The organism is Streptomyces tatrensis (genome assembly GCF_049310065.1).
Taxonomy (GTDB): Bacteria; Actinomycetota; Actinomycetes; order Streptomycetales; family Streptomycetaceae; genus Streptomyces.
The window spans coordinates 3772730-3796017 of sequence record NZ_JBMDLB010000011.1 but is presented as its reverse complement, the minus strand read 5'-3'; the positions used below and the strand labels follow the sequence as shown (position 1 = coordinate 3796017).

The 23288-nt window shown below is 71.9% G+C and carries 15 protein-coding genes; 10 read left to right on the top strand and 5 right to left on the bottom strand.

Going from position 1 to position 23288, the window contains the following annotated elements; translation table 11 throughout:
* The 5 genes from mtrB to ACODT5_RS32890 all read left to right on the top strand — a co-directional run bounded on the left by mtrB (position 1) and on the right by ACODT5_RS32890 (position 6908).
* Entirely contained in the window at positions 1–2109 is a 2109-nt protein-coding gene (gene mtrB / locus ACODT5_RS32910) for an MtrAB system histidine kinase MtrB (protein WP_422522751.1), read from the top strand.
* A complete protein-coding gene (locus ACODT5_RS32905) occupies positions 2099–3934 on the top strand; it encodes an LpqB family beta-propeller domain-containing protein (RefSeq protein WP_422522750.1) in 1836 nt (611 codons plus the stop codon). The genes mtrB and ACODT5_RS32905 overlap by 11 nt, the downstream gene beginning before the upstream one ends.
* A 133-nt stretch (positions 3935–4067) precedes the next feature.
* Complete coding sequence (locus ACODT5_RS32900; protein WP_422525114.1) at positions 4068–4850, top strand: ComF family protein; 783 nt, start codon at positions 4068–4070, stop codon at positions 4848–4850.
* 362 nt (positions 4851–5212) lie between these two features.
* Positions 5213–5920 carry a ribosome hibernation-promoting factor, HPF/YfiA family gene (hpf, locus tag ACODT5_RS32895; protein WP_388505392.1) on the top strand — a complete coding sequence of 236 codons (708 nt, stop codon included), beginning with the start codon at positions 5213–5215 and terminating at the stop codon, positions 5918–5920.
* Between the two features lie 259 nt (positions 5921–6179).
* Positions 6180–6908, top strand: coding sequence for a response regulator (locus ACODT5_RS32890; protein ID WP_250751046.1), 729 nt, complete (start codon positions 6180–6182; stop codon positions 6906–6908).
* Positions 6909–7618: 710 nt separating this feature from the next.
* On the opposite strand, the gene ACODT5_RS32885 is transcribed toward ACODT5_RS32890, so the two are convergent.
* Positions 7619–8812 (bottom strand): winged helix-turn-helix domain-containing protein, encoded by a 1194-nt coding sequence (locus tag ACODT5_RS32885; RefSeq protein WP_422522749.1) that lies wholly within the window; start codon positions 8810–8812, stop codon positions 7619–7621.
* 9 nt (positions 8813–8821) lie between these two features.
* On the bottom strand, positions 8822–9400 hold the full coding sequence (locus ACODT5_RS32880; protein ID WP_422522748.1) for a GNAT family N-acetyltransferase: 579 nt from the start codon (positions 9398–9400) through the stop codon (positions 8822–8824).
* Positions 9401–9640: 240 nt separating this feature from the next.
* On the opposite strand from ACODT5_RS32880, the gene secA reads away from it, so the two are divergent.
* On the top strand, positions 9641–12418 hold the full coding sequence (gene secA, locus ACODT5_RS32875; protein ID WP_422522747.1) for a preprotein translocase subunit SecA: 2778 nt from the start codon (positions 9641–9643) through the stop codon (positions 12416–12418).
* 96 nt (positions 12419–12514) lie between these two features.
* Here secA and ACODT5_RS32870 read toward each other — a convergent pair whose 3' ends face one another.
* Entirely contained in the window at positions 12515–13096 is a 582-nt protein-coding gene (locus ACODT5_RS32870) for an Rv3235 family protein (RefSeq protein WP_422522746.1), read from the bottom strand.
* Between the two features lie 672 nt (positions 13097–13768).
* Between ACODT5_RS32870 and ACODT5_RS32865 the strand changes: the two genes are divergently transcribed.
* From ACODT5_RS32865 to ACODT5_RS32855, 3 genes are all read left to right on the top strand, one after another.
* A complete protein-coding gene (locus tag ACODT5_RS32865) occupies positions 13769–14269 on the top strand; it encodes a DUF6912 family protein (protein WP_422522745.1) in 501 nt (166 codons plus the stop codon).
* A 137-nt stretch (positions 14270–14406) separates the two neighbouring features.
* On the top strand, positions 14407–15084 hold the full coding sequence (locus tag ACODT5_RS32860) for an HAD family hydrolase (RefSeq protein WP_422525113.1): 678 nt from the start codon (positions 14407–14409) through the stop codon (positions 15082–15084).
* Positions 15085–15486: 402 nt separating this feature from the next.
* Positions 15487–20469, top strand: coding sequence for an NAD-glutamate dehydrogenase (locus tag ACODT5_RS32855; RefSeq protein ID WP_422522744.1), 4983 nt, complete (start codon positions 15487–15489; stop codon positions 20467–20469).
* Between the two features lie 211 nt (positions 20470–20680).
* Here ACODT5_RS32855 and ACODT5_RS32850 read toward each other — a convergent pair whose 3' ends face one another.
* Both ACODT5_RS32850 and ACODT5_RS32845 read right to left on the bottom strand, forming a co-directional pair.
* A complete protein-coding gene (locus ACODT5_RS32850; RefSeq protein ID WP_422522743.1) occupies positions 20681–21475 on the bottom strand; it encodes an ABC transporter ATP-binding protein in 795 nt (264 codons plus the stop codon).
* Positions 21468–22412: an ABC transporter permease gene (locus tag ACODT5_RS32845; protein WP_422522742.1), complete on the bottom strand. Its 945-nt coding sequence runs from the start codon at positions 22410–22412 to the stop codon at positions 21468–21470. Before ACODT5_RS32845 ends, ACODT5_RS32850 begins: the two co-directional genes overlap by 8 nt.
* Before the next feature lie 128 nt (positions 22413–22540).
* On the opposite strand from ACODT5_RS32845, the gene ACODT5_RS32840 reads away from it, so the two are divergent.
* Complete coding sequence (locus tag ACODT5_RS32840) at positions 22541–23179, top strand: TetR/AcrR family transcriptional regulator (RefSeq protein ID WP_422522741.1); 639 nt, start codon at positions 22541–22543, stop codon at positions 23177–23179.
* Positions 23180–23288 lie beyond the last annotated feature (109 nt).

The window sequence follows — 23288 nt, the reverse complement described above, 5'->3', positions numbered from 1 at the left end:
ATGACACCCGGCAAGCCCCGTGGCCGCTCCCGCTGGGGAGCGCTGCGGGGCGGCGGGCTGCTCCCTGACGGAGCACCCGGCAGCCCCGTGCTGCGGCTGTTCGTACGCCTCGTACGCCGGCCGCTGCTTCCGGCTGTCCGGCTGTGGCGGCGCAACATCCAGCTCCGGGTGGTCGCCGCGACCCTGCTGATCTCCCTCGCCGTGGTCCTCGCCCTCGGGTTCGTGGTCATCGCGCAGGTCAGCAAGGGCCTCCTCGACGCCAAGGAGGAGGCCGCACAGAGCCAGGCCGCGGGCGGGTTCGCGGTCGCACAGGAGAAGGCCAACACGCCCTATACGGCGGACGGGCCCGACGCCTCCGACAACAAGGTCGGCCGGGACGCCAGTACCTGGATGAACTCTCTGGTCAAACAGCTCGCCAGTGGCGGGCAGAGCGCCTTCGAGGTGGCGGCGCTGGGCGCCGGCACCGGAACCGGCGAGGAGCAGCAGGCCGCTCGCGGCGCCCTCGGCGGCGTCCGCGGAGCCCGTGCCTCCGGCAACGTGGACCCGACGGCCAGCGTCCCGCTGGGGCTGCGCCGGGACGTCAACCACGCGACCGGCGCCTTCAAGACCTTCTCGCAGATCCGCTACACCGACGCCGGGGACAAGCTCCCCGAGCCCGCGCTCGTCATCGGCAAGCGGCTCACCGACATCAACGGCGACCCGTACGACCTGTACTACCTCTTCCCGCTCACCCAGGAGGAGGAGTCCCTCAACCTGGTCAAGGCCACCATCGCCACCGCGGGGCTCTTCGTCGTGGTGCTCCTCGGCGGGATCGCCTGGCTGGTCGTGCGCCAGGTCGTCACCCCCGTCCGGATGGCCGCCGGGATCGCCGAGCGGCTCTCGGCGGGGCGGCTCCAGGAGCGGATGAAGGTCACCGGCGAGGACGACATCGCCCGTCTGGGCGAGGCCTTCAACAAGATGGCCCAGAACCTCCAGAACAAGATCCAGCAGCTGGAGGACCTCTCCCGGCTGCAGCGCCGCTTCGTCTCGGACGTCTCCCACGAGCTGCGCACCCCGCTGACGACGGTACGGATGGCGGCGGACGTCATCCACGACGCCCGCGCCGACTTCGACCCCGTCACCGCGCGCTCCGCCGAGCTCCTCGCCGGACAGCTCGACCGCTTCGAGTCCCTCCTCGCCGACCTGCTGGAGATCAGCCGGTTCGACGCGGGCGCGGCCGCCCTGGAGGCGGAGCCGATCGACCTGCGGGACGTCGTGCACCGGGTCATCGACGCGGCCCAGCCGCTCGCCGAGCACAAGAGCACCCGGATCCGCGTCCTCGGGGACACCCAGCCGGTGATAGCCGAGGCCGACGCCCGGCGCGTGGAGCGGGTCCTGCGCAACCTGGTCGTCAACGCCGTCGAGCACGGCGAGGGCCGCGACGTGGTGGTCCGGCTCGCCTCGGCGGGCGGGGCCGTCGCCGTGGCCGTACGGGACTACGGCGTCGGGCTGAAGCCCGGCGAGGCCACCCGCGTCTTCAACCGCTTCTGGCGGGCCGACCCGGCGCGGGCGCGCACGACCGGCGGTACCGGCCTCGGCCTGTCCATCGCCGTCGAGGACGCCCGGCTGCACGGAGGCTGGCTGCAGGCGTGGGGCGAGCCCGGCGGCGGCTCGCAGTTCCGCCTGACGCTGCCGCGCACCGCCGACGAGCCGCTGCGCGGATCGCCGATCCCGCTGGAGCCCGAGGATTCCCGGGCCAACCGGGCCAGGGCCGCGGCGGAGGGCTCCGCGGCGGCCGGGCAGCGGGCGCAGCAGCAGGCGCAGCAGGCGGGGCGCGGCGACCGGTCGCCGATGCCGCCGCGGTCGCCCGTCGCGGGCGCGGTGCCGGTGCCGGCCGACCCGACGGCGCTGCCGGGCAACGGGGCGCGGGTCGTGACCCGGCCGGGGCCGGCGGAGCAGGGACCCGGTTCCGGGGGCGGGGCGGCGAACACGCGGTCCGGCGGGACGGCGGGAGCAACCGACCGAGAGGGTGGAAGCGGTGGAGCGGGCGGAACCGGCGGAACCGGTGGAAGCGGTGGAAGCGGTGGAAGCGGTGGAGCGGGCGGAGCGGGTGGATCGCATGGGCGCTGAGCCGGGCCGGCCGCGCCGGCGCACGCCGCGCGCCCTGCGGGCCTTCGCCCTCGGGGCGGCCGGGCTGCTGCTCGCCGGCTGCGCCTCCATGCCCGACCACGGCGAGGTCCGTCCCGTGGAGGCCTCCCAGGGCGTCGACTCCCAGGTCCGCGTCTTCGGCGTGCCGCCGGCCGACAAGGCCAGCCCGCAGGAGATCGTCGACGGCTTCCTGGAGGCCATGACCAGCGACGATCCGCAGCTCCAGACCGCCCGCAAGTACCTCACCGAAGCAGCGGCGAAGGACTGGAAGCCCGGAGCGGCGGTCACGGTGCTCTCCGCGGGCCTCGACCGGTTCTCCGTACCGGGCGAGAAGGACCCGGCGGCCCCCCGGTTCAAGATCGCGGGCAAGATGCTGGCCACGGTGGACGAGCGCAGCGCGTACCAGCCGGAGACCGGCGACCGGCGCTACGAGCAGTTCCTCCAGCTCACGCAGAAGGACAACCAGTGGCGGATCGCGACCCCGCCCAGCAGCCTGGTCCTGAGCGAATCCGACTTCCAGCGCATCTACATGCCGGTCAACAAGTACTACTTCGCGGGTTCCACGCTCGTCGCCGACCCCGTCTACATGCGTCAGCGCAGCGACCCCGACTCCCGGATGGACCCCACCACCCAGACCGTCACCTCGCTGCTCGCCGGCCCTTCCAAATGGCTCGGGCCGGTGGTCACTTCCAGCTTCCCGACCGGTACGCAGCTGCGCGAGGGCACCAAGTCCCTCGCGATCGACGGCCAGAACACGCTGCGCGTGCCCATGAACAAGAGCGCGGACGACGTCGCGGAGCCGCAGTGCCGGCGGATGGCGACCCAGATCCTCTACACGGTCAAGGATCTGACGGGTTCCCGGGTCGACCGGGTCGACATCGTGCGCTCCGACGGCACCACGAGCTGCCAGGTGTCCGAGCCGGACGCGGCCGTGCTCGCCAACCGGCCGCCCTCGCCGGGCCACCAGTACTACGTGGACGCCGAGGACCGGCTGCAGCGGCTGAACCTCGACCCCAACCGTGAGGACCAGCAGGAACCGCCGACACCGGCCCCCGGGCCGCTGTCCGGGAACCCGGCCTTCAAGGTGGGCTCCGCCGCCGTGTCCTACGACGAGAAGCGTGCCGCGGTCGTCTCCGAGGACGGGCACGGGCTGTACGTGGTCAACCTGACCACCGCCGGAGCGATGCCGCCGCCGCTGCTGACCGGCAAGGGGGCCAAGCCCAACGGGCTCGCCACCCCGAGCTGGGACGCGGCGGGCGATCTGTGGGTCGCGGACCCCGACCTGCAGGACTCGACGCTGTGGCGGCTGCCCGGCGGCACCGGGACCCCCGAACGGGTCGAGGTGTCCGGGCTGGCCGGCGGGCGGATCACGGGTCTGAAGGCCTCCCCCGACGGGGTGCGGATCGCGCTGCTGGTGCAGCGGGAGAGCCGCAAGTACCTGTACATCGGGCGGATCGAGCGGCCCGACGCGAAGGGCGACGTGTCCGCGGTCTCGGTGCGCGAGCTGCGCCCGGCGGCTCCGCAACTGGCGGACGTGGCGGCGATGAGCTGGGCGCCGCGGGGCCGGCTGCTGGTGGTGGGCCGGGAGAGCGGCATGGTCGTTCAGGCCCGCTACATGCTGGCCGACGGCTCGATGGTCGGCGCCGGGCTGCCCGGGGCGACCGGGCTGGTGGCGGTGGCAGCGAGCGAGGACGAGAAGAAGCCGGTGGTCGCCGAGTCGCTGGAGGACGGCATCGTGTGGCTGCCGCCGGGGGCGCAGTGGCGCACGGTGGTGGCCGGCGGGCGGGCTCCGGTCTATCCGGGCTGAGGGCGGGCCGAGGGCCGGCTGAGGGCGGGCCGACCGGGTCGGTCGGTCTGGCCCGGGTGGGGTGTGATCTGCCCTTTCCGTGGTTGTCCACAGGGGTGGTGGAGTGCTGCCCCGGCCCGGCATCGTGGACGTCATGCGGGAGTGGTGGTGGCGCGGGCTGGCCGGTGAGCTCGCCGGGCTGGTGCTGCCGGTCGGGTGCGCCGGCTGCGGGGCGGGCCGCGCGATGCTGTGCGGAGCCTGCCGGTCGGAGCTCAGTGGGGCCGGGGCGGGCCCGGTACGGCCGTCTCCGTGCCCCGAAGGGCTGCCCGCGGTGTATGCGGCCACCGTGTACCGGGAGGCCGTACGGGCCGTCGTACTGGCCCACAAGGAGCGCGGGGCGCTGCCGCTGGCCGGAGCCCTCGGCGCCGCCCTGGCGGCTGCCGTCCGAGCGGGCGGGGCGGGGGACGGGGGAGCGGCCCTGGTTCCCGTGCCCTCCGCGCGGCACCGGGTGCGGGCGCGCGGGCACGACCCGGCGCGCAGGATCGCGCTGGCCGCCTCGGCGCGGCTGCGGCGGGAGGGCGTGCCCGCGCGCGTGACGCCCGTACTGCGGCTGCGGCGGACGGTGGCCGATCAGGCGGGCCTGGGGGCGGCTCAGCGCCGGGAGAACCTCGCGGGGGCCCTGGAGGCCCGGCCCGGGGCCGGACGGGTGATGGCGGGAGCGGCCCGGATCGTGCTCGTGGACGACCTCGTCACCACCGGATCCACCCTGGTGGAGGCGGCGCGGGCGCTGCGCGCGGCCGGGATCGGGGTGCCGGGCGGGGCGGCCGCGGGGGCCGGGGCGGCGGATCTGGTGGCCGCCGTGGTGGCCGCGCCGGCGGACTCCTTCGTGCGTCCCGGTGCCACTGCTACGCGTACAGGGCAAAAAACTTGTGAATAGATTTGGAACTGGAGGGGAAGGCGCATCGTTGCAGGTAGTAAGAGGGAACGGCCACCTGAACGGAGGTACGTTCCGGTAGCGGGTGCCGACAACCGGCATAGAGGGATATGTTCGGTTGTAAGGAATTGGCGAACCTTGGGCCCCACGCATCGGAGCGCACGTTTCGAGCGTCTGTACGTTTCGGAAACTTCGTGTCAGCAGAGGTTGTCCCTCGACTCCGAAGTCGGTGGGGTGTAGATCTTGCCGATGGGGGAGGAGGAGGTGGAAGTCGCCAAGTCCGAGGCTCCGGTGTTCACCGGGGTCTGGTGCGAAAGGGAGACGCTTCGCCCCTGAGGCGGAGCTATCCGGGAACGGAGTTCTGCGTGGACATCGTCGTCAAGGGCCGTAAGACCGAGGTGCCCGACCGGTTCCGCAAGCACGTGGCCGAGAAGCTGAATCCGGAGCGGATCCAGAAGCTCGACGCCAAGGTGATCAGCTTGGACGTCGAGGTGTCCAAGGAGCACAACCCGCGCCAGGCCGACCGTTCCGACCGCGTGGAGATCACCCTGCGTTCGCGGGGCCCGGTGATTCGTGCCGAGGCTTCCGCCGCCGACGCGTACGCGGCGCTCGACCTCGCTCAGGACAAGCTGGAGGCCCGGCTGCGCAAGCAGCACGACAAGCGCCACACCCGTCGTGGTTCCGGACGGCTTTCGGCGGCAGAGGTCGCCGACGTGGTTCCGAATGCCGCGACCCTGAACGGCAACGGGGAGCCGGTCAACGGAGAGAAGGCGGACGCGGACGCGATTCCGACCACTCGGATCGGATCGCTGGAAGTGCAGGGCGACGGCCCGCTCATCGTTCGCGAGAAGACCCACTCGGCCGCACCCATGTCGCTCGACCAGGCCCTGTACGAGATGGAACTGGTCGGTCACGACTTCTATCTGTTCGTCGATTCCGACACCAAGATGCCGAGCGTCGTCTACCGGCGCCACGGTTACGACTACGGCGTGATCCACCTCAATGCCTCCGACGCCGCCTCCAGCTCGGGTGAGCTCGACGGCGCGGGCGCGGGTGGCGCGCTGGGAGGCTGAGCCGCTGATTCCGGACTGATTCCGGGCTGGATCCGGTTGTCCGTGCGGTGCCAGTGAGGTGCCCCCGCGTTCGCCCAGGCGGGCGCGGGGGCACTCGTGTGAGGTGAGGGCTGCGAAACGGTGGCCTGTATGAGTCGGCCTGTAATCGCCGGACCCCCTTCGGCCACGTGGGCATGGAATCATGTCGGGCAGTCAGCCGGCGGCCGCTCTCGTCGGATTGACCCAGCAGCTCAGCACACGTGGTGCAGGGGGAGGAACGATGGCGGACAGCTTCGGGCCGGTGCGTGATGACAACGGTGCGGGCTGCCGTGAGGAGGACCGGGTGGCAGAGCCGATCCGGGTGCTCGTGGTCGACGACCATGCGCTGTTCCGGCGCGGGCTGGAGATCGTCCTCGCGCAGGAGGAGGACATCCAGGTCGTCGGCGAGGCGGGTGACGGGGCGGAGGCCGTGGACAAGGCGGCGGATCTGCTGCCGGACATCGTGCTGATGGACGTGCGGATGCCGCGGCGCGGCGGGATCGAGGCCTGTACCTCGATCAAGGAGGTGGCGCCCTCCGCGAAGATCATCATGCTGACGATCAGCGACGAGGAGGCGGACCTCTACGACGCGATCAAGGCGGGGGCGACCGGGTACCTGCTGAAGGAGATCTCGACGGACGAGGTCGCGACGGCGATCCGGGCGGTGGCGGACGGGCAGTCGCAGATCAGCCCGTCGATGGCGTCGAAGCTGCTGACGGAATTCAAGTCGATGATCCAGCGGACGGACGAGCGGCGGTTGGTGCCGGCGCCGCGGCTGACGGATCGGGAGCTCGAGGTCTTGAAGCTGGTGGCCACCGGGATGAACAACCGCGATATCGCGAAGGAGTTGTTCATCTCGGAGAACACCGTGAAGAACCATGTGCGGAACATTCTGGAGAAGCTGCAGCTGCACTCCAGGATGGAGGCGGTGGTGTACGCGATGCGGGAGAAGATCCTCGAGATCCGGTAGGGACCGGTCCTGTTCCCGTTCCGGGGCGGGTGCGGGTGGTCGGCCCTGCGGGGCGGAGTCCCCTACCCGCCCTTCCTCCGTTCCCAGGGCTCTGCCCTGACCCGGTCCTCAAGCGCCGGACGGGCTGGAGGGGTACCGGGCTGCGCCCGGACCCCCCGGGGGCTGCGCCCCGGACCCCCCGGGGCTGCGCCCGGACCCCCCGGGGCTGCGCCCCGGACCCCCGGGGCTGCGCCCCGGACCCCCCCGGGGCTGCGCCCGGACCCCCGGGGCTGCGCCCGGACCCCCGGGGCTGCGCCCGGACCCCCCCGGGGCTGCGCCCGGACCCCCGGGGCTGCGCCCGGACCCCCGGGGCTGCGCCCGGACCCCCGGGGCTGCGCCCGGACCCCCGGGGCTGCGCCGGACCCCCGGGGCTGCGCCCGGACCCCCCGGGGCTGCGCCCGGACCCCCGGGGCTGCGCCCGGACCCCCGGGGCTGCGCCCGGACCCCCCGGGGGCTGCGCCCGGACCCCCGGGGCTGCGCCCGGACCCCCTGGGGCTCCGCCCCGGACCCCGGTCCTCAAGTGCCGGACGGGCTGGAAGGGGTGCCGGGCTGCGCTCGGACCCCTTCTGGGGCTCCGCCCCGGGTCCCGGTCCTTAAGCGCCGGACGGCTGAAAAGTTTGCCCGGCGGATGAAATGCCGTTGGGTGCAAGGGGCTTGGCGCAGCCTGGGCTTCAGAGGGTGGAGAGCTCCGCGACGACCGCTGCCGCTTCCGCAGGAGAGCTTGCGCGGTCGATGCGGATTGTGTCGCAGCCGACCCAGGAGGCGGCCTCGCGGAGGGCTTCGGCCATGGGGCGGGCTGCCTTGGGGGTGGTCAGGGAGAGTTGGCGGGCCACGAGGGTGGTGCCCTCGCGGGCCGGGTCCACGCGGCCCTGGAGGCGGCCTCCGGCCAGCAGGGGCATCGCGAAGTAGCCGTGGATCCGCTTGGGCTTGGGCACGTAGGCCTCCAGGCGGTGCGTGAAGCCGAAGATCCGCTCCGTGCGCGGGCGCTCCCAGACCAGGGAGTCGAACGGGGAGAGGAGCGTGGTGCGGTGGCGGCCGCGGGGGAGGGACGCCAGGGCCGAGGGGTCTGCCCAGGCCGGTTTCCCCCAGCCCTCCACTTCCACCGGGACCAGGCCCGCGTCCTCGACCACCGCGTCGAAGTCGGGGCCCTTGAGGCGGTGGTAGTCCGCGATGTCGGAGCGGGTGCCCACGCCCAGGGACTGCCCCGCGAGGGCCACCAGGCGGCGCTTGCACTCCCGGTCGTCCAGGTCGTCGTGGAGCAGGGCGGAGGGGACCGCGCGCTCGGGGAGGTCGTAGACCCGCTTCCAGCCGCGGCGCTCGGCGCAGACGACCTCGCCGACGTCGAGGAGCCACTCCACGGCGATCTTCGTCTCGGACCATTCGAACCATTCGCCGCCGTTCTTGGCGCCGCCCAGCTCGGTGGAGGTGAGCGGTCCTTCGGACGCGAGGCGGTCCAGGACCGTCTTCGTCGAGCGGTGCTTGTCCTCCAGGACGTGCCAGCGGTGGCCGCGGGCCTTGTTGGCCCGGCGGCGGAAGGCGAAGTGCGGCCACTCCTCCATCGGCAGGATGCAGGCCGCGTGCGACCAGTACTCGAAGGCGTGCTGGTCCGACCAGTACGAGGCTTCGACCGTGGCGCGGCCGACCGCGCCCAGGCGCGCGTACGGGACGAGCTCGTGAGAGCGGGCCAGTACGGAGATCGTGTCGAGCTGGACGGCGCCCAGGTGGCGCAGGACGCCGCGGACACCGCCGCGCCGGTCCGGAGCGCCCAGGAACCCCTGCGCGCGCAGCGCGATGCGGCGGGCCTCGTCGGCTGACAGGGACAGGGCGGGCGAGGGAGAGGGCGAAGGCGAGGGCGCGGTCGTCATGGCGGAACCCTAGGGCGTCGCACTGACAGGCGAGGGAAGGTAGGCGAGGTCGGAGGGGAGGCCCAGGTCGGAGGGGAGCATGGCGCCGGTCCAGCAGTCCCGCAGGGTGCCGCGGTGCTCCATGCCCGCGCGCGCGACGCCTTCGATGACGAAGCCGACCTTCTCGGCGACCCGGCGGGAGGCGTCGTTGCCGACACCGGCGCGCCAGATCATCCGTACGCAGCCGAGCTCGGTGAAGGCCCAGCGCACCACGGCGGGCAGCGCCTCGGGCAGGTATCCGCGGCCCCGGTGCCCGGCGACGGTCCAGTAGCCGATCTCGTGGGCGTGATCGCCCTGCGGGCCGAGCCCGACGCAGGCGACCAGCGGGCCGGCGGCGCCGAGCCGGACCCCGAAGTTGAACTCGGAGCCGTTCTGCCCGCCCGGGACCCGGTTCACGAAGGCCTCGGCGTGCGTGCGCCCGTACGGGACGGAGACCGGGATCCAGCGTTGGATCACGGGATCCTGCAGCGCCGCGTACACCTCGTCCGTGTCCGAGGCGTCCAGGGGACGCAGGACGAGGCGTTCGGTGGTCAGGGTGATCGGTTCCATGGGGGGATTCTGCTGTGGGAGGACGGCGGCGGCGAAGCGGATTTACCGAAGAGGGTCCGCCCATACCGGCACCTTCGGTGCCCCTCACACGTTCTCATTTCCGGGCAGTCCAGCCCCGCGGCAGTGCGGACCTCCCGACGCGACCGCGTCCTCGCTTACGATGGCCGTTGCGGTGGGGCCCACCCTCCGTGCCCGTGCACGAACCAGTGCCAGGCCCGACCGGCAAGGAGACAAACCTCGGTGTCCGTCTTCAACAAGCTCATGCGTGCAGGCGAAGGCAAGATCCTCAAAAAACTGCACCGCATCGCGGACCAGGTCAACTCCATCGAAGAGGACTTCGTCAACCTCTCCGACGCCGACTTGCGTGCGCTCACGGACGAGTACAAGCAGCGCTTCCAGGACGGCGAGAGCCTGGACGACCTGCTGCCCGAGGCCTTCGCGACGGTCCGCGAGGCCGCCAAGCGCGTCCTCGGCCAGCGTCACTACGACGTCCAGATGATGGGCGGCGCCGCCCTGCACCTCGGCTACGTCGCCGAGATGAAGACCGGTGAGGGCAAGACTCTCGTCGGTACGCTGCCGGCGTACCTGAACGCGCTGTCCGGCAAGGGCGTCCACCTGATCACGGTGAACGACTACCTCGCCGAGCGCGACTCCGAGATGATGGGCCGGGTGCACAAGTTCCTCGGCCTGGAGGTCGGGTGCATCCTGGCGAACATGTCTCCGGCGCAGCGCCGTGAGCAGTACGCCGCCGACGTCACGTACGGCACGAACAACGAGTTCGGCTTCGACTACCTCCGCGACAACATGGCGTGGTCGCAGGACGAGCTCGTGCAGCGCGGCCACAACTTCGCCGTGGTCGACGAGGTCGACTCGATCCTCGTCGACGAGGCCCGTACCCCGCTGATCATCTCGGGCCCGGCCGACCAGGCCACCAAGTGGTACGCGGACTTCGCGAAGCTGGTCACGCGCCTGACCAAGGGCGAGCCCGGCCAGCCCCTCAAGGGCATCGAGGAGACCGGCGACTACGAGGTCGACGAGAAGAAGCGCACCGTCGCCATTCACGAGACGGGCGTCGCGAAGGTCGAGGACTGGCTCGGCATCGAGAACCTCTACGAGTCGGTGAACACCCCGCTCGTCGGTTACCTCAACAACGCCATCAAGGCCAAGGAGCTCTTCAAGAACGACAAGGACTACGTCGTCATCGACGGCGAAGTCATGATCGTCGACGAGCACACCGGCCGCATCCTCGCGGGCCGCCGCTACAACGAGGGCATGCACCAGGCGATCGAGGCGAAGGAAGGGGTGGACATCAAGGACGAGAACCAGACCCTCGCCACGATCACCCTCCAGAACTTCTTCCGCCTGTACTCGAAGCTGTCGGGCATGACCGGTACGGCCATGACCGAGGCCGCCGAGTTCCACCAGATCTACAAGCTCGGTGTCGTCCCGATCCCGACCAACCGGGACATGGTCCGCAAGGACCAGGCGGACCTGATCTACCGCACCGAGGTCGCGAAGTTCGCCGCCGTCGTCGACGACATCGCGGAGAAGCACGAGAAGGGCCAGCCGATCCTCGTCGGTACGACGTCGGTCGAGAAGTCCGAGTACCTCTCGCAGCAGCTCTCCAAGCGCGGCATCCCGCACGAGGTGCTGAACGCGAAGCAGCACGACCGCGAGGCCACGATCGTCGCCCAGGCGGGCCGTCGCGGCGCCGTCACGGTCGCCACGAACATGGCCGGCCGCGGTACCGACATCAAGCTCGGCGGCAACCCGGACGACCTCGCCGAGGCCGAGCTGCGCCAGCGCGGCCTGGACCCGGAGGAGCACATCGAGGAGTGGGCGCACGCCCTTCCCGAGGCGCTCACGCGGGCCGAGGCGGCCGTGAAGGCGGAGTTCGAGGAGGTCAAGGACCTCGGCGGGCTCTACGTGCTGGGTACCGAGCGGCACGAGTCGCGCCGCATCGACAACCAGCTGCGCGGCCGCTCCGGCCGACAGGGCGACCCGGGCGAGTCCCGCTTCTACCTTTCGCTCGGCGACGACCTGATGCGCCTGTTCAAGGCGCAGATGGTCGAGCGCGTCATGTCGATGGCGAACGTGCCGGACGACGTGCCGATCGAGAACAAGATGGTCACGCGGGCCATCGCCTCGGCCCAGTCGCAGGTCGAGACCCAGAACTTCGAGACGCGCAAGAACGTCCTGAAGTACGACGAGGTGCTGAACAACCAGCGCACCGTCATCTACAAGGAGCGCCGCCGGGTGCTGGAGGGCGAAGACCTCCAGGAGCAGATCCGGCACATGATGGACGACACGATCGACGCGTACATCACGGCCGAGACGGTCGAGGGGTTCGCGGAGGAGTGGGACCTGGACCGGCTGTGGAACGCCTTCGGGCAGCTCTACCCGATCAAGGTCACGGTGGAGGAGCTGGAGGACGCCGCGGGCGACCGCGCCGGCATCACCGCCGAGTTCATCGCGGAGTCCGTCAAGGACGACATCCACGAGCAGTACGAGGCCCGCGAGGCCGCGCTCGGCTCCGACATCATGCGCGAGCTGGAGCGGCGCGTGGTGCTGTCGGTGCTGGACCGCAAGTGGCGCGAGCACCTGTACGAGATGGACTACCTGCAGGAGGGCATCGGCCTGCGGGCGATGGCCCAGAAGGACCCGCTGGTCGAGTACCAGCGCGAGGGCTTCGACATGTTCAACGCCATGCAGGAGGGCATCAAGGAGGAGTCCGTCGGCTACCTGTTCAACCTGGAGGTCCAGGTCGAGCAGCAGGTCGAGGAGGTCCTGGTGTCGGACTCCGGTCCGTCGCTGGCCAAGCCGGAGATCCGGGCGAAGGGTCTGGACGCCCCGCAGCGGCCGGACCGGCTGCACTTCTCCGCGCCCACCGTGGACGGTGAGGGCGGGGTCGTCGAGGGCGACTTCGAGTCGGAGTCCGGTGACGACTCGGACGGGATGACGCGCGCGGAGCGCCGCAAGGCCGCGAAGGCCACGGGCGGCCGCCGCCGCAAGAAGTAACCCGCGCCGCTCGCGGGATCACCGCCGGGGCCGGACACCACGCTGTGCGTGGGGTCCGGCCCCGGCGGCGTTGGCGGGTGCGGTCCCGGTCCCGGGTCATGGGCGGGGGCCTTGCAGTTCCACGGCGGCGCAGCGCCAGCGCAGGTCGGGGCCCTGTTCCAGGCGGAAGGCCAGCGCGGTGAGGCGGTCGCCCGTGGCGATGCGGGCGAAGGCCTCGATGATCCCCGGGCCGGGGGTGAAGCGGCCGCATCCGTGGATGACGGGGCTGAGCCGGCGGGTCTCGTACGCGCGCTCCTGCGGGGGGTCGGCGGGGGCGAGGGTGATCAGCTGGTCGTAGGCCGGGCCGATGGTGTGGCCGATCAGGGAGTGCACGGGGCGGCGCCCGCTGAGGACGGCGAGCAGCCGTTCGGCGAACCAGTGGTGGGGGCCGCGGTGGATGCCCGTGGGCGGGCGGCGCCGGTCGTGGCGGCGGCCGGGCCGCGCGGTGCCGGGTCCGGGGCCGGGGCCGGGGCCGGTGCTCGCCGGCCTCGCGGAGCCGCGGCCGGGGCCCGTGCCGGCACCGGCGCTGCGGAGCGTTCGGGGGCTCCCGCTCCCGGTGGTTGCGGGGCGCGTGGGCCTCGCGGGGGTGGTGGTGCTTTCGGCGGTGCTTTCGGTGGTGCGGGGGGTGCTGGTGGGCATCGCGGTCGTCCCCGGGGTCGGGCCCGGTGGGGTACCGGGCGGTAACTTGGTAGGGGACTTCTACGGGGCTGCGAACACGCTCCGCAACGACGCCGCGGGGCCTCCCCGGACCCGGACCGCCTTCACCTATCCGGGTCGCTCCCCGGCCGCGCAGGGGCCCCGCCCGGGTCCCGCGGGGAGCCGGGTGGACGCCCTGCGGCCCCGCCGCGGCACCCCGAAAGGGGACGCGGACCGTCACGGACGGAGTCCGCGGCCCGGCCCGGACCCGGGGTCACGACTCCGGGTCGGACCCGGCCCCCGGCCCCCGGCCCCCGCCTCCCGGCCTCCCGGCCCCCGGCCCCCGCCTCCCGGCCTCCCGGCCCCCGGCCCCCGCCTCCCGGCCTCCCGGCCTCCCGGCCCCCCGGCCCCCGCCTCCCGGCCTCCCGGCCCCCCCGGCCCCCGCCTCCCGGCCCCGGCCCCCCGGCCCCCCGGCCCTCGGGTCCTTCCGGCCGCCTCGGTCCCACCTGGCCCCTTCGGCCCAGGCCGTCACCGGGCGGAGTCCGGTGCAGCCCGCCGAAGCCGCGGAGGCCCCTCGGGGCCGACGCGTGCGAGGTGGGCGTGAAGGAGGGCGGGGGCGGGGGTGGGTGCCGGTCGTATCCTGGGGGCGTTTCCGACTATCGAAAGCAGCCGGCCATGCGCGTGTACGTCCCCCTGACCCTCCCCGGGCTCGCCGAGGCGCACCAGGCGGGTGAGCTGGGCCCGGCTCCGCTGCGGGCGTACGCCGTCACCCCCGGGCTGCGCGAGTGGTACGTGTCGGACGACATCGAGGAGCTGGAGTACGCCGCCCTGACCAGGGCCGCCGCCGCCTCGCTGCGGATGATCGCCGAGGACGGGGCCGCGCCCCGCACGCGGGTCGTGGTGGCCGTGGACGTGGACGACAAGGCCGCGACCGCCGCCCCCGGCGCCGACGAGGCCGCGCTCGGCCAGGTGGCCCTCGAGGGGGCCGTACGGCTCTCGGTGGCGGCCGCGGTGCACGTGGACGCGGAAGAGGCCCTGGAGGACGTGAGCGCCGCCGTGGCGGCCGTACCGGCCGCGGACGGGGGCGACGAGGAGGCGCTCGCCACCGTCGACGCTGCCGAGGACCACGAACTGCTGTGGTTCGGGGTCCAGGAGATTCCGGGGCTGCTGAAGTGAACCCGACACCCGAGAACCCCGTACCCGAGGGCCCCGCGCCCGTGCTCCCGACACCCGAGGGCCCCGCTCTCGTGGTGCCGGCGCCCGCGGGCACCGCTCCCGCGGGCCTGGCGGCCGCCGCGCCCGCTCCGGCTCCCGTGGTCCCGGCCGCCGCGCCGGCCCCGCACATCGTCTGGGACTGGAACGGCACGCTGCTCCACGACATCGACGCCGTGATAGCCGCCACCAACGCCTCCTTCGCGGAGCTCGGCCTCGCGCCGATCACCCTGGAGCGGTACCGCGAGCTGTACGTCGTACCGGTGCCGAAGTTCTACGAGCGGCTGATGGGCCGGCTCCCCACGGACGCCGAGTGGCTGGTCATGGACGAGGCCTTCCACCGCCACTACTGGGTGGCCGCCGAGGACTCCGGCCTTGCCGAGGGGGCCCGCGAGCTCCTGCGGGGCTGGCAGGCCGACGGGCTGACGCAGTCGCTGCTGTCCCTCGCGCCCCACGAGCAGCTCGTGCCACTCGTCCGGGCGCACGGGATCGACGGGCACTTCCTGCGCGTCGACGGGCGGACCGGGCCCTCGCACACCACCAAGGCGGGACACCTCGTACGTCACTTGCAGGCCCTGGACGGGACGGGAGTGACCGCCGGCCGTACGGTGCTCATCGGAGACGCCGTGGACGACGCGCTGGCCGCCGCGCACGTGGGCGCGCGGGCCGTTCTCTATACGGGCGGTTCGCACAGTCGCGGCAGTCTGGAATCAGCCGGTGTCCCCGTCGTGGACAGCCTGGCGGAGGCCGTACGCACTGCTCGCGAGCTGGCCGGATAGCGACCGGCACATGAGCGGAGAGCGACCGAGCACCGGCCTGGCACGCGCGACCGGGCCGGGCCCTGTCCAGAGTGTCAAAGTTACCCCCCCTCTTTTGTACACATACAGCTCATGACGAGCCGGGGGTGGAGCGAGATAGCCTGGTACCCGTGATCAGCGCGATAGTTCTCGGAGGCACTGAAGCCTCCGACCGGCGCCCGGCGCACTACCGTGCCCGGGCCTTCGCTGATCCCCGCCCCCGGTCCCTGGACATCCTGCCGATCATGGCCGATTTCCTCCCGGTGGGTTCTCTCGACGGCATAGCGTCGATCCCGAACGGACACCGACACCCCGCCTCGCGGTGCTATGCCATTCCTTCCTTCACCTACGTCACGCAATGGCGCGCGACAGGAGCCAGAGGACATGCAGACCAAGCTGGACGAAGCAAAGGCCGAGCTGCTCGCGCGGGCGGCACGGGTAGCTGAGAACAGCCCGGCCGGGGGGCTACTTCCGACTGGGTCCGAGCAGGGGGAGCGTCCCGACCGGGACACCACTCTCGCCTACCTCCAGCGCTACTACCTGCACACCGCCCCGGAGGACCTGCTCGACCGGGATCCGGTCGACGTGTTCGGGGGCGCGCTCTCGCACTACCGGCTGGCGGCGAACCGTCCGCAGGGCAAGGCGAACGTGCGGGTGCACACGCCCACGGTGGAGGAGAACGGCTGGACCTCCAGCCACTCCGTCGTCGAGGTGGTCACCGACGACATGCCGTTCCTCGTGGACTCCGTGACGAACGAGCTGTCCCGCCACGGGCGCGGCATCCACGTCGTGATCCACCCGCAGGTCGTCGTCCGCCGCGACGTCACCGGCAAGCTGATCGAGATCCTCGGCCCCGACTGCGACGCGCACGGTCCCCGCACCGAGCGCCCCCACGACTCCCTCGTCGAGTCCTGGATCCACGTCGAGATCGACCGCGAGACCGACAAGGCCGACCTCAAGCAGATCACCGCCGATCTGCAGCGCGTCCTGTCCGACGTGCGCGAGTCCGTCGAGGACTGGGAGAAGATGCGCGACGCGGCGCTGCGCATCGCCCAGGAGCTCCCCGAGGAGCCCACCGCCCCGGACCTGCGCGAGTACGAGCTCGAAGAGGCCCGCGAGCTGCTGCGCTGGCTCGCCGACGACCACTTCACCTTCCTCGGCTACCGCGAGTACAACCTCGTCGACGGCGACGCCCTGGCCGCCGTGCCCGGCACCGGCCTCGGCATCCTGCGCTCCGACCCGGTCCACCACGGCCAGGACGAGGCGCACCCCGTCTCGCCCTCCTTCAACCGGCTGCCGGCCGACGCCCGCGCCAAGGCCCGCGAGCACCGCCTGCTGGTGCTGACCAAGGCCAACAGCCGCTCCACCGTGCACCGCCCCTCGTACCTCGACTACGTGGGCGTGAAGAAGTTCGACGCCGAGGGCAACGTCGTCGGCGAGCGCCGCTTCCTCGGCCTGTTCTCCTCCGCCGCCTACACCGAGTCGGTGCGCCGGGTCCCGGTCATCCGCCGCAAGGTCGCCGAGGTCCTCGAGGGCGCCGGCTTCGCCCCGTCCAGCCACGACGGCCGCGACCTGCTCCAGATCCTGGAGACGTACCCGCGCGACGAGCTGTTCCAGACCCCGGTCGACAAGCTCCAGGAGATCGCCACCTCCGTCCTGTACCTGCAGGAGCGCCGCCGGCTGCGGCTGTACCTGCGCCAGGACGAGTACGGGCGCTACTACTCCGCGCTGGTCTACCTGCCGCGCGACCGCTACACCACCGGCGTGCGGCTGCGGCTGATCGCGATCCTGCAGGAGGAGCTCGACGGCATCAGTGTCGACTTCACCGCCTGGAACACCGAGTCGATCCTCTCCCGCATCCACTTCGTCGTCCGCGTCCCGCAGGGCACCGTGCTGCCCGTGCTGACCGACGCCGACGTGGAGCGGATCGAGGGCCGTCTGGTCGAGGCCGCCCGTTCCTGGGCCGACGGCTTCGGCGAGGCGCTCGTCGCGGAGCTGGGCGAGGAGCGCGCCGCCGAGCTGCTGCGCAAGTACGGGAACTCCTTCCCCGAGGGCTACAAGGCCGACCACTCGCCGCGTTCGGCCGTGGCGGACCTGTGCCACCTGGAGCGGCTGTCCGCGAGCGACCGCGAGTTCGCGCTGTCGCTGTACGAGCCGGTCGGCGCGGGCCCCGGCGAACGCCGGTTCAAGATCTACCGCACGGGCGAGCAGGTCTCGCTCTCCGCGGTCCTGCCGGTCCTGCAGCGCCTGGGCGTCGAGGTCACCGACGAGCGGCCGTACGAGCTGCGCTGCACCGACCGCAGCAACGCGTGGATCTACGACTTCGGTCTGCGGATGCCGCTCCAGAGCGGCAACGGGGACTCCGCCCAGGCCGCCGACTACCTCGGCGACGACGCCCGCGAGCGCTTCCAGGACGCCTTCTCGGCGGTCTGGCAGGGCGACGCCGAGAACGACAACTTCAACACCCTGGTGCTCGGCGCCGGACTGACCTGGCGGCAGGCCGTGGTCCTGCGCGCGTACGCCAAGTACCTGCGCCAGGCCGGTGCCACCTTCAGCCAGGACTACATGGAGGACACCCTCCGCAACAACGCCCACACCACGCGGCTGCTGATCTCCCTCTTCGAGGCCCGGATGTCGCCGGGCCGCCAGTCCGCGGGCACCGAGCTCGTCGACGCGATGCTGGAGGAGCTGGACGGGGCCCTGGACCAGGTCGCCTCCCTCGATGAGGACCGGATCCTGCGGTCCTTCCTCACGCTCATCAAGGCGACGCTGCGCACGAACTTCTTCCAGCTGACCAACGCCGGCGAGCAGCACTCCTACGTGTCGATGAAGTTCGACCCGCAGGCCATCCCCGACCTGCCGGCGCCGCGCCCGGCCTTCGAGATCTGGGTGTACTCCCCGCGCGTCGAGGGCGTCCACCTGCGCTTCGGCAAGGTCGCCCGCGGCGGCCTGCGCTGGTCCGACCGCCGCGAGGACTTCCGTACGGAGATCCTCGGCCTGGTCAAGGCGCAGATGGTCAAGAACACCGTCATCGTGCCCGTCGGCGCCAAGGGCGGCTTCGTCGCCAAGAACCTCCCCGACCCGTCGGTGGACCGCGACGCCTGGCTCGCCGAGGGCATCGCCTCGTACAAGATCTTCATCTCGGCGCTGCTCGACATCACCGACAACATGGTCGGCGGCGAGGTCGTGCGGCCCAAGGGCGTGGTCCGCCACGACGAGGACGACACCTACCTCGTCGTCGCCGCCGACAAGGGCACCGCGACCTTCTCCGACATCGCCAACGGGGTCGCCGAGTCCTACGGGTTCTGGCTGGGCGACGCCTTCGCCTCCGGCGGCTCGGCCGGCTACGACCACAAGGGCATGGGCATCACCGCCCGCGGCGCCTGGGAGTCCGTCAAGCGGCACTTCCGCGAGCTCGGGCACGACACCCAGACGCAGGACTTCACGGTCGTCGGCGTCGGCGACATGTCCGGCGACGTCTTCGGCAACGGCATGCTGCTCTCCGAGCACATCCGCCTGGTCGCGGCCTTCGACCACCGGCACATCTTCATCGACCCGAACCCGGACGCGGCGACCTCCTACGCCGAGCGCCGGCGCCTCTTCGACCTGCCGCGCTCCTCGTGGGCGGACTACGACAGCTCCCTGCTGTCCGCCGGCGGCGGTATCCACCCGCGCAGCGCGAAGGCCATCCCGGTCAACGCGCAGGTCCGCGCGGCCCTCGGGATCGAGGAGGGCGTCTCCAAGATGACCCCCGCGGACCTGATGCGGGCCATCCTCAAGGCCCCCGTGGACCTGCTGTGGAACGGCGGCATCGGTACGTACGTCAAGGCGACGGCCGAGACGCACGCGGACGTCGGCGACAAGGCCAACGACTCCATCCGCGTCAACGGCTCCGACGTGTGGGCCAAGGTCATCGGCGAGGGCGGCAACCTGGGCCTGACCCAGCTCGGCCGCATCGAGTTCGCGCGCAGCGGCGCCGGCGGCGAGGGCGGCAAGGTCAACACCGACGCCATCGACAACAGCGCGGGCGTGGACACCTCCGACCACGAGGTGAACATCAAGATCCTGCTGAACTCGGTGGTCGCCGACGGGGATCTGACCGTCAAGCAGCGCAACAAGTTCCTCGCCGCGATGACCGACGAGGTCGGCCGGCTGGTGCTGCGCAACAACTACGCCCAGAACGTGGCGCTGGCCAACGGCGCCGCCCAGGCCCCCAGCCTGCTCCACGCCCAGCAGCGCTTCATGCGCCGCCTGGGCCGTGACGGCCTGCTGGACCGCGCCCTGGAGTTCCTGCCCAACGACCGGCAGCTGCGCGAGCTGCTGAACAACGCCAAGGGCCTGACCCAGCCGGAGCTGGCCGTCCTGTTCGCCTACACCAAGATCACGGTGGCGGACGAGCTCATCCACACCGAGCTGCCGGACGACCCGTACCTCGCCCGCCTGCTGCACGCCTACTTCCCGGGCGCACTGCTCGCGAAGTTCCCCGAGCAGGTCGACGGGCATGCGCTGCGCCGCGAGATCATCACCACGGTGCTGGTCAACGACACCGTCAACAGCGGTGGCTCGACCTTCCTGCACCGCCTGCGCGAGGAAACCGGAGCCTCCCTGGAGGAGATCATCCGGGCGCAGCTCGCGGCCCGCGAGATCTTCGGCCTGGCCGAGGTGTGGGACGCGGTGGAGGCCCTCGACAACGAGGTCGCCGCCGACGTCCAGACCCGGATCCGGCTGCACTCGCGGCGGCTGGTCGAGCGCGGTACGCGCTGGCTGCTGAACAACCGGCCGCAGCCGCTCCAGATCACCGAGACCATCGAGCTCTTCACCGAGCGGGTGACGCAGGTCTGGTCGGACCTGCCGAAGCTGGTGCGCGGCGCGGACCTGGAGTGGTACGAGGCGGTCATGGCCGAGCTGATCGGCGAGGGCGTGCCGGAGGAGCTGGCGGCCAAGGTGGCCGGGTTCTCCTCCGCCTTCCCGACGCTGGACATCGTCGCGATCGCGGACCGTACGGGCATCGAGCCGCTGGCCGTCGCCGAGGTGTACTACGACCTCGCCGACCGGCTCGACATCACCCAGCTGATGGACCGGATCATCGAACTGCCGCGGGCCGACCGCTGGCAGTCGATGGCCCGCGCGTCCATCCGCGAGGACCTGTTCTCGGCGCACGCGGCGCTGACCGCGGACGTGCTGGCGGTCGGGAACGGGACCTCGACTCCCGAGGAGCGCTTCAAGGCGTGGGAGGAGAAGAACGCGGCGATCATCGGGCGTGCGCGGACGACTCTGGACGAGATCCAGGGGTCGGACGACTTCGATCTGGCGAACCTGTCCGTCGCCATGCGGACGATGCGGTCGCTGCTGCGGGCGCACGCGTAGCACTGGCGGGCGGCGGTACGAGTACGAGTACGGCGCCGGGCCCGGGACCCTCTGGGGGGTTCCGGGCCCGGCGCCGTTGCCGGGGGCGCTGCCCCCGGACCCCCGCTCCTCAAACGCCGGAGGGGCTGATTTTGGCCCGGCTGCGTTGGATTTGGCTGGGCGGTCAGGGATTTGGGCGGGCTGCCAGGATTTGGCCGGGCGGTCTGGTGGGTCAGCGCTTGTTGGTGAATTCTTCGTACGCGTCGCAGACCTCTGCCGAGGGGCCGTCCATGCGCAGGACGCCTGATTCGAGCCAGATCGCGCGGTCGCAGGTTTCGCGGACCGTGCCGATGCCGTGGCTGACGAGGAAGACGGTGCCGGCCCGTTCGCGGAGTTCCTCGATGCGGGCCTGGCTGCGGCGCTGGAATGCGGCGTCGCCGGTGGCCAGGGCCTCGTCGATCATCAGGACGTCGTGGTCCTTGGCGGCAGCGATGGAGAAGCGCAGCCGGGCGCCCATGCCGGAGGAGTAGGTGCGCATGGGCAGGTTGATGAAGTCGTTCTTCTCGTTGATGCCGGAGAAGTCGACGATCTCCTGGTAGCGCTCGCGGATCTGCCGCTTGGACATTCCCATGGCGAGGCCGCCGAGGACCACGTTGCGTTCGCCGGTCAGGTCGTTCATCAGGGCGGCGTTCACGCCGAGCAGGGACGGCTGGCCGTGCGAGAAGATCCGGCCGCGCGCGACCGGCTGCAGGCCGGCGATCGCGGACAGCAGGGTGGACTTGCCGGAGCCGTTGGTGCCGATGAGGCCGATGGCCTCGCCCTTGTACGCGGTGAAGCTGACCCCCTTGACGGCGTGCACCTCGCGGATGCCGGTGGCGGGCTTGCGGGAGAAGATCCGGCTCAGGGCCGCGGTCGCGCCGCCCTTGCGGCCGCCCGAGCCGTGCACCTTGTAGATCACGTGGACGTCGTCGGCGATGACGGTCGGGGTCCGGGTCACGCTTGGGGTTCCGGTTGCGGTGTCAGCCACGGCCGTACTCCTCCTCTGCCTTCCAGAAGAAGACGAATCCGCCGACGCCGATGAGCAGGGCCCAGGCCAGGGCGACCGGCCAGACGTGGGGCGGGAGCTGGTGCGCCGTGTACGAGTCGATGAGCGCGAAGCGCATCAGGTCGATGTAGACGGCGGCGGGGTTGAGCTTGAGGGCCATCGAGACCCAGTGCGGCAGGTTGTCCGTCTTGAGCATCTGGTCGATCGACCACATGACGCCCGAGGCGTACATCCAGGTCCGCAGGATGAACGGCATCAGCTGGCTGACGTCCGGGCTCTTCGCCCCGATCCGCGCCATGAACATGGCGCAGCCGGCGCAGAAGACGGCCATCAGGGCGAGGGCGGGGAGGGCGAGCAGCCAGCTCAGGGCGGGGGTCTGGCCGAAGATCAGCAGCAGGATGATCAGCGCGCCCATGGTGATCAGCAGTTGCTGGAAGAGCTGGACGACGGTGGACAGCGGCAGCGAGGCGCGCGGGAAGTGCAGGGCGCGCACCAGGCCGAGGTTGGACTGGACGGCGCGGGTGGAGGCGTTGATGCAGCTTCCGATGAAGTCCCAGACGAAGACACCCGTGATCAGGAACACGATGTAGTCCGGTACGCCGCGCTGGGCGTGCATGACGATGCCGAAGATGAAGTAGTAGACGGCCGCGTTGAGCAGCGGGGTCATCAGGTGCCAGACCTGGCCGAGGCTGGCCTGGCTGTACTGGGCGTGCATCCGAGCGGTGGCGTACGCGGTCACGAAGTGGCGCCGGCCCCAGAGCTGCGCGATGTAGCGGGGGAGGGTGGGGCGGGCTCCGCTGAGGGTCAGGTCGTGGGCCGCCGCGAGTTCCGCGATGGGGTCCGGGGTCTTGTCCTTGGCCCTGACCTGGGGATTCTTCGCCGGGGCGGGGGCCGGGGGTGGTGCGGTGGTCGCAGTCACTTGGGTCGCTTTCGACGGGGTCGGGGCGTCGGTGTTCGATGGGACGGGTCCGTATCGTCGCTACGGCGAGGGTAGGACGTTCAGCGTCGGGACGCAACCGTATCGTCGTCGCGGGTTATGCTCTGCTTATGACTCCTGACCCTGCCGCCGCCGCGACCCCCGCCTCCGCCGCCCGAAGAGCCCCCGCGGGGGCCGCCGTTCTGCGTGAGGACGTGACCGAGGCGATCCGGGCGGCCGTCGTCGAGGAACTGGCCACCGTCGGCTTCGCGCGGATGTCGATCGAGGGCATCGCGCGGCGGGCGGGCGTGGGGAAGACGGCGGTGTACCGCCGGTGGAAGTCGAAGCTGCACCTGGTGCTGGACCTGGTCGGGGCCTTCGCGACGGAGGGCCTGCCGGTGCCGTCGACGGGGTCGCTCTACGGGGACGTACGGGCGCTGCTGGAGGTCATGACGCACGTGCTGCGGCATCCGGTGGCCTCGGCGGTGATCCCCGACCTGCTGGTGGAGGCGGCGCGGAATCCGGAGATCGCGGACGCGGTGCGGGGCGCTCTGCTGGAGGGGCAGCGGCGGATGGCGGAGGGGATCATCTCCGAGGCGGTGGCCCGGGGGGAGCTGCCGGTGGGGGTGGATGCGGGGCGGGCGCTCGATCTGGTGATCGGGCCGCTGTACTGGCGGCAGGTCGTTGTGCGGGACGTTGTCCCGGGGGGATATCTGGACGACCTCGCGTGGTCGGTGGTCGCCGGGCTGACGGCCGGGCCGGCTGCCTGAGGGGCTGCCGCTGCGCGGGGCTGAGTCCCCGCAGCGACCTTTGCCGCTGCGCGGGGCGAGGTCCCCTACCCGCCCTTCGCCCGTTCCCCGGGCTCTGCCCGGACCCCGG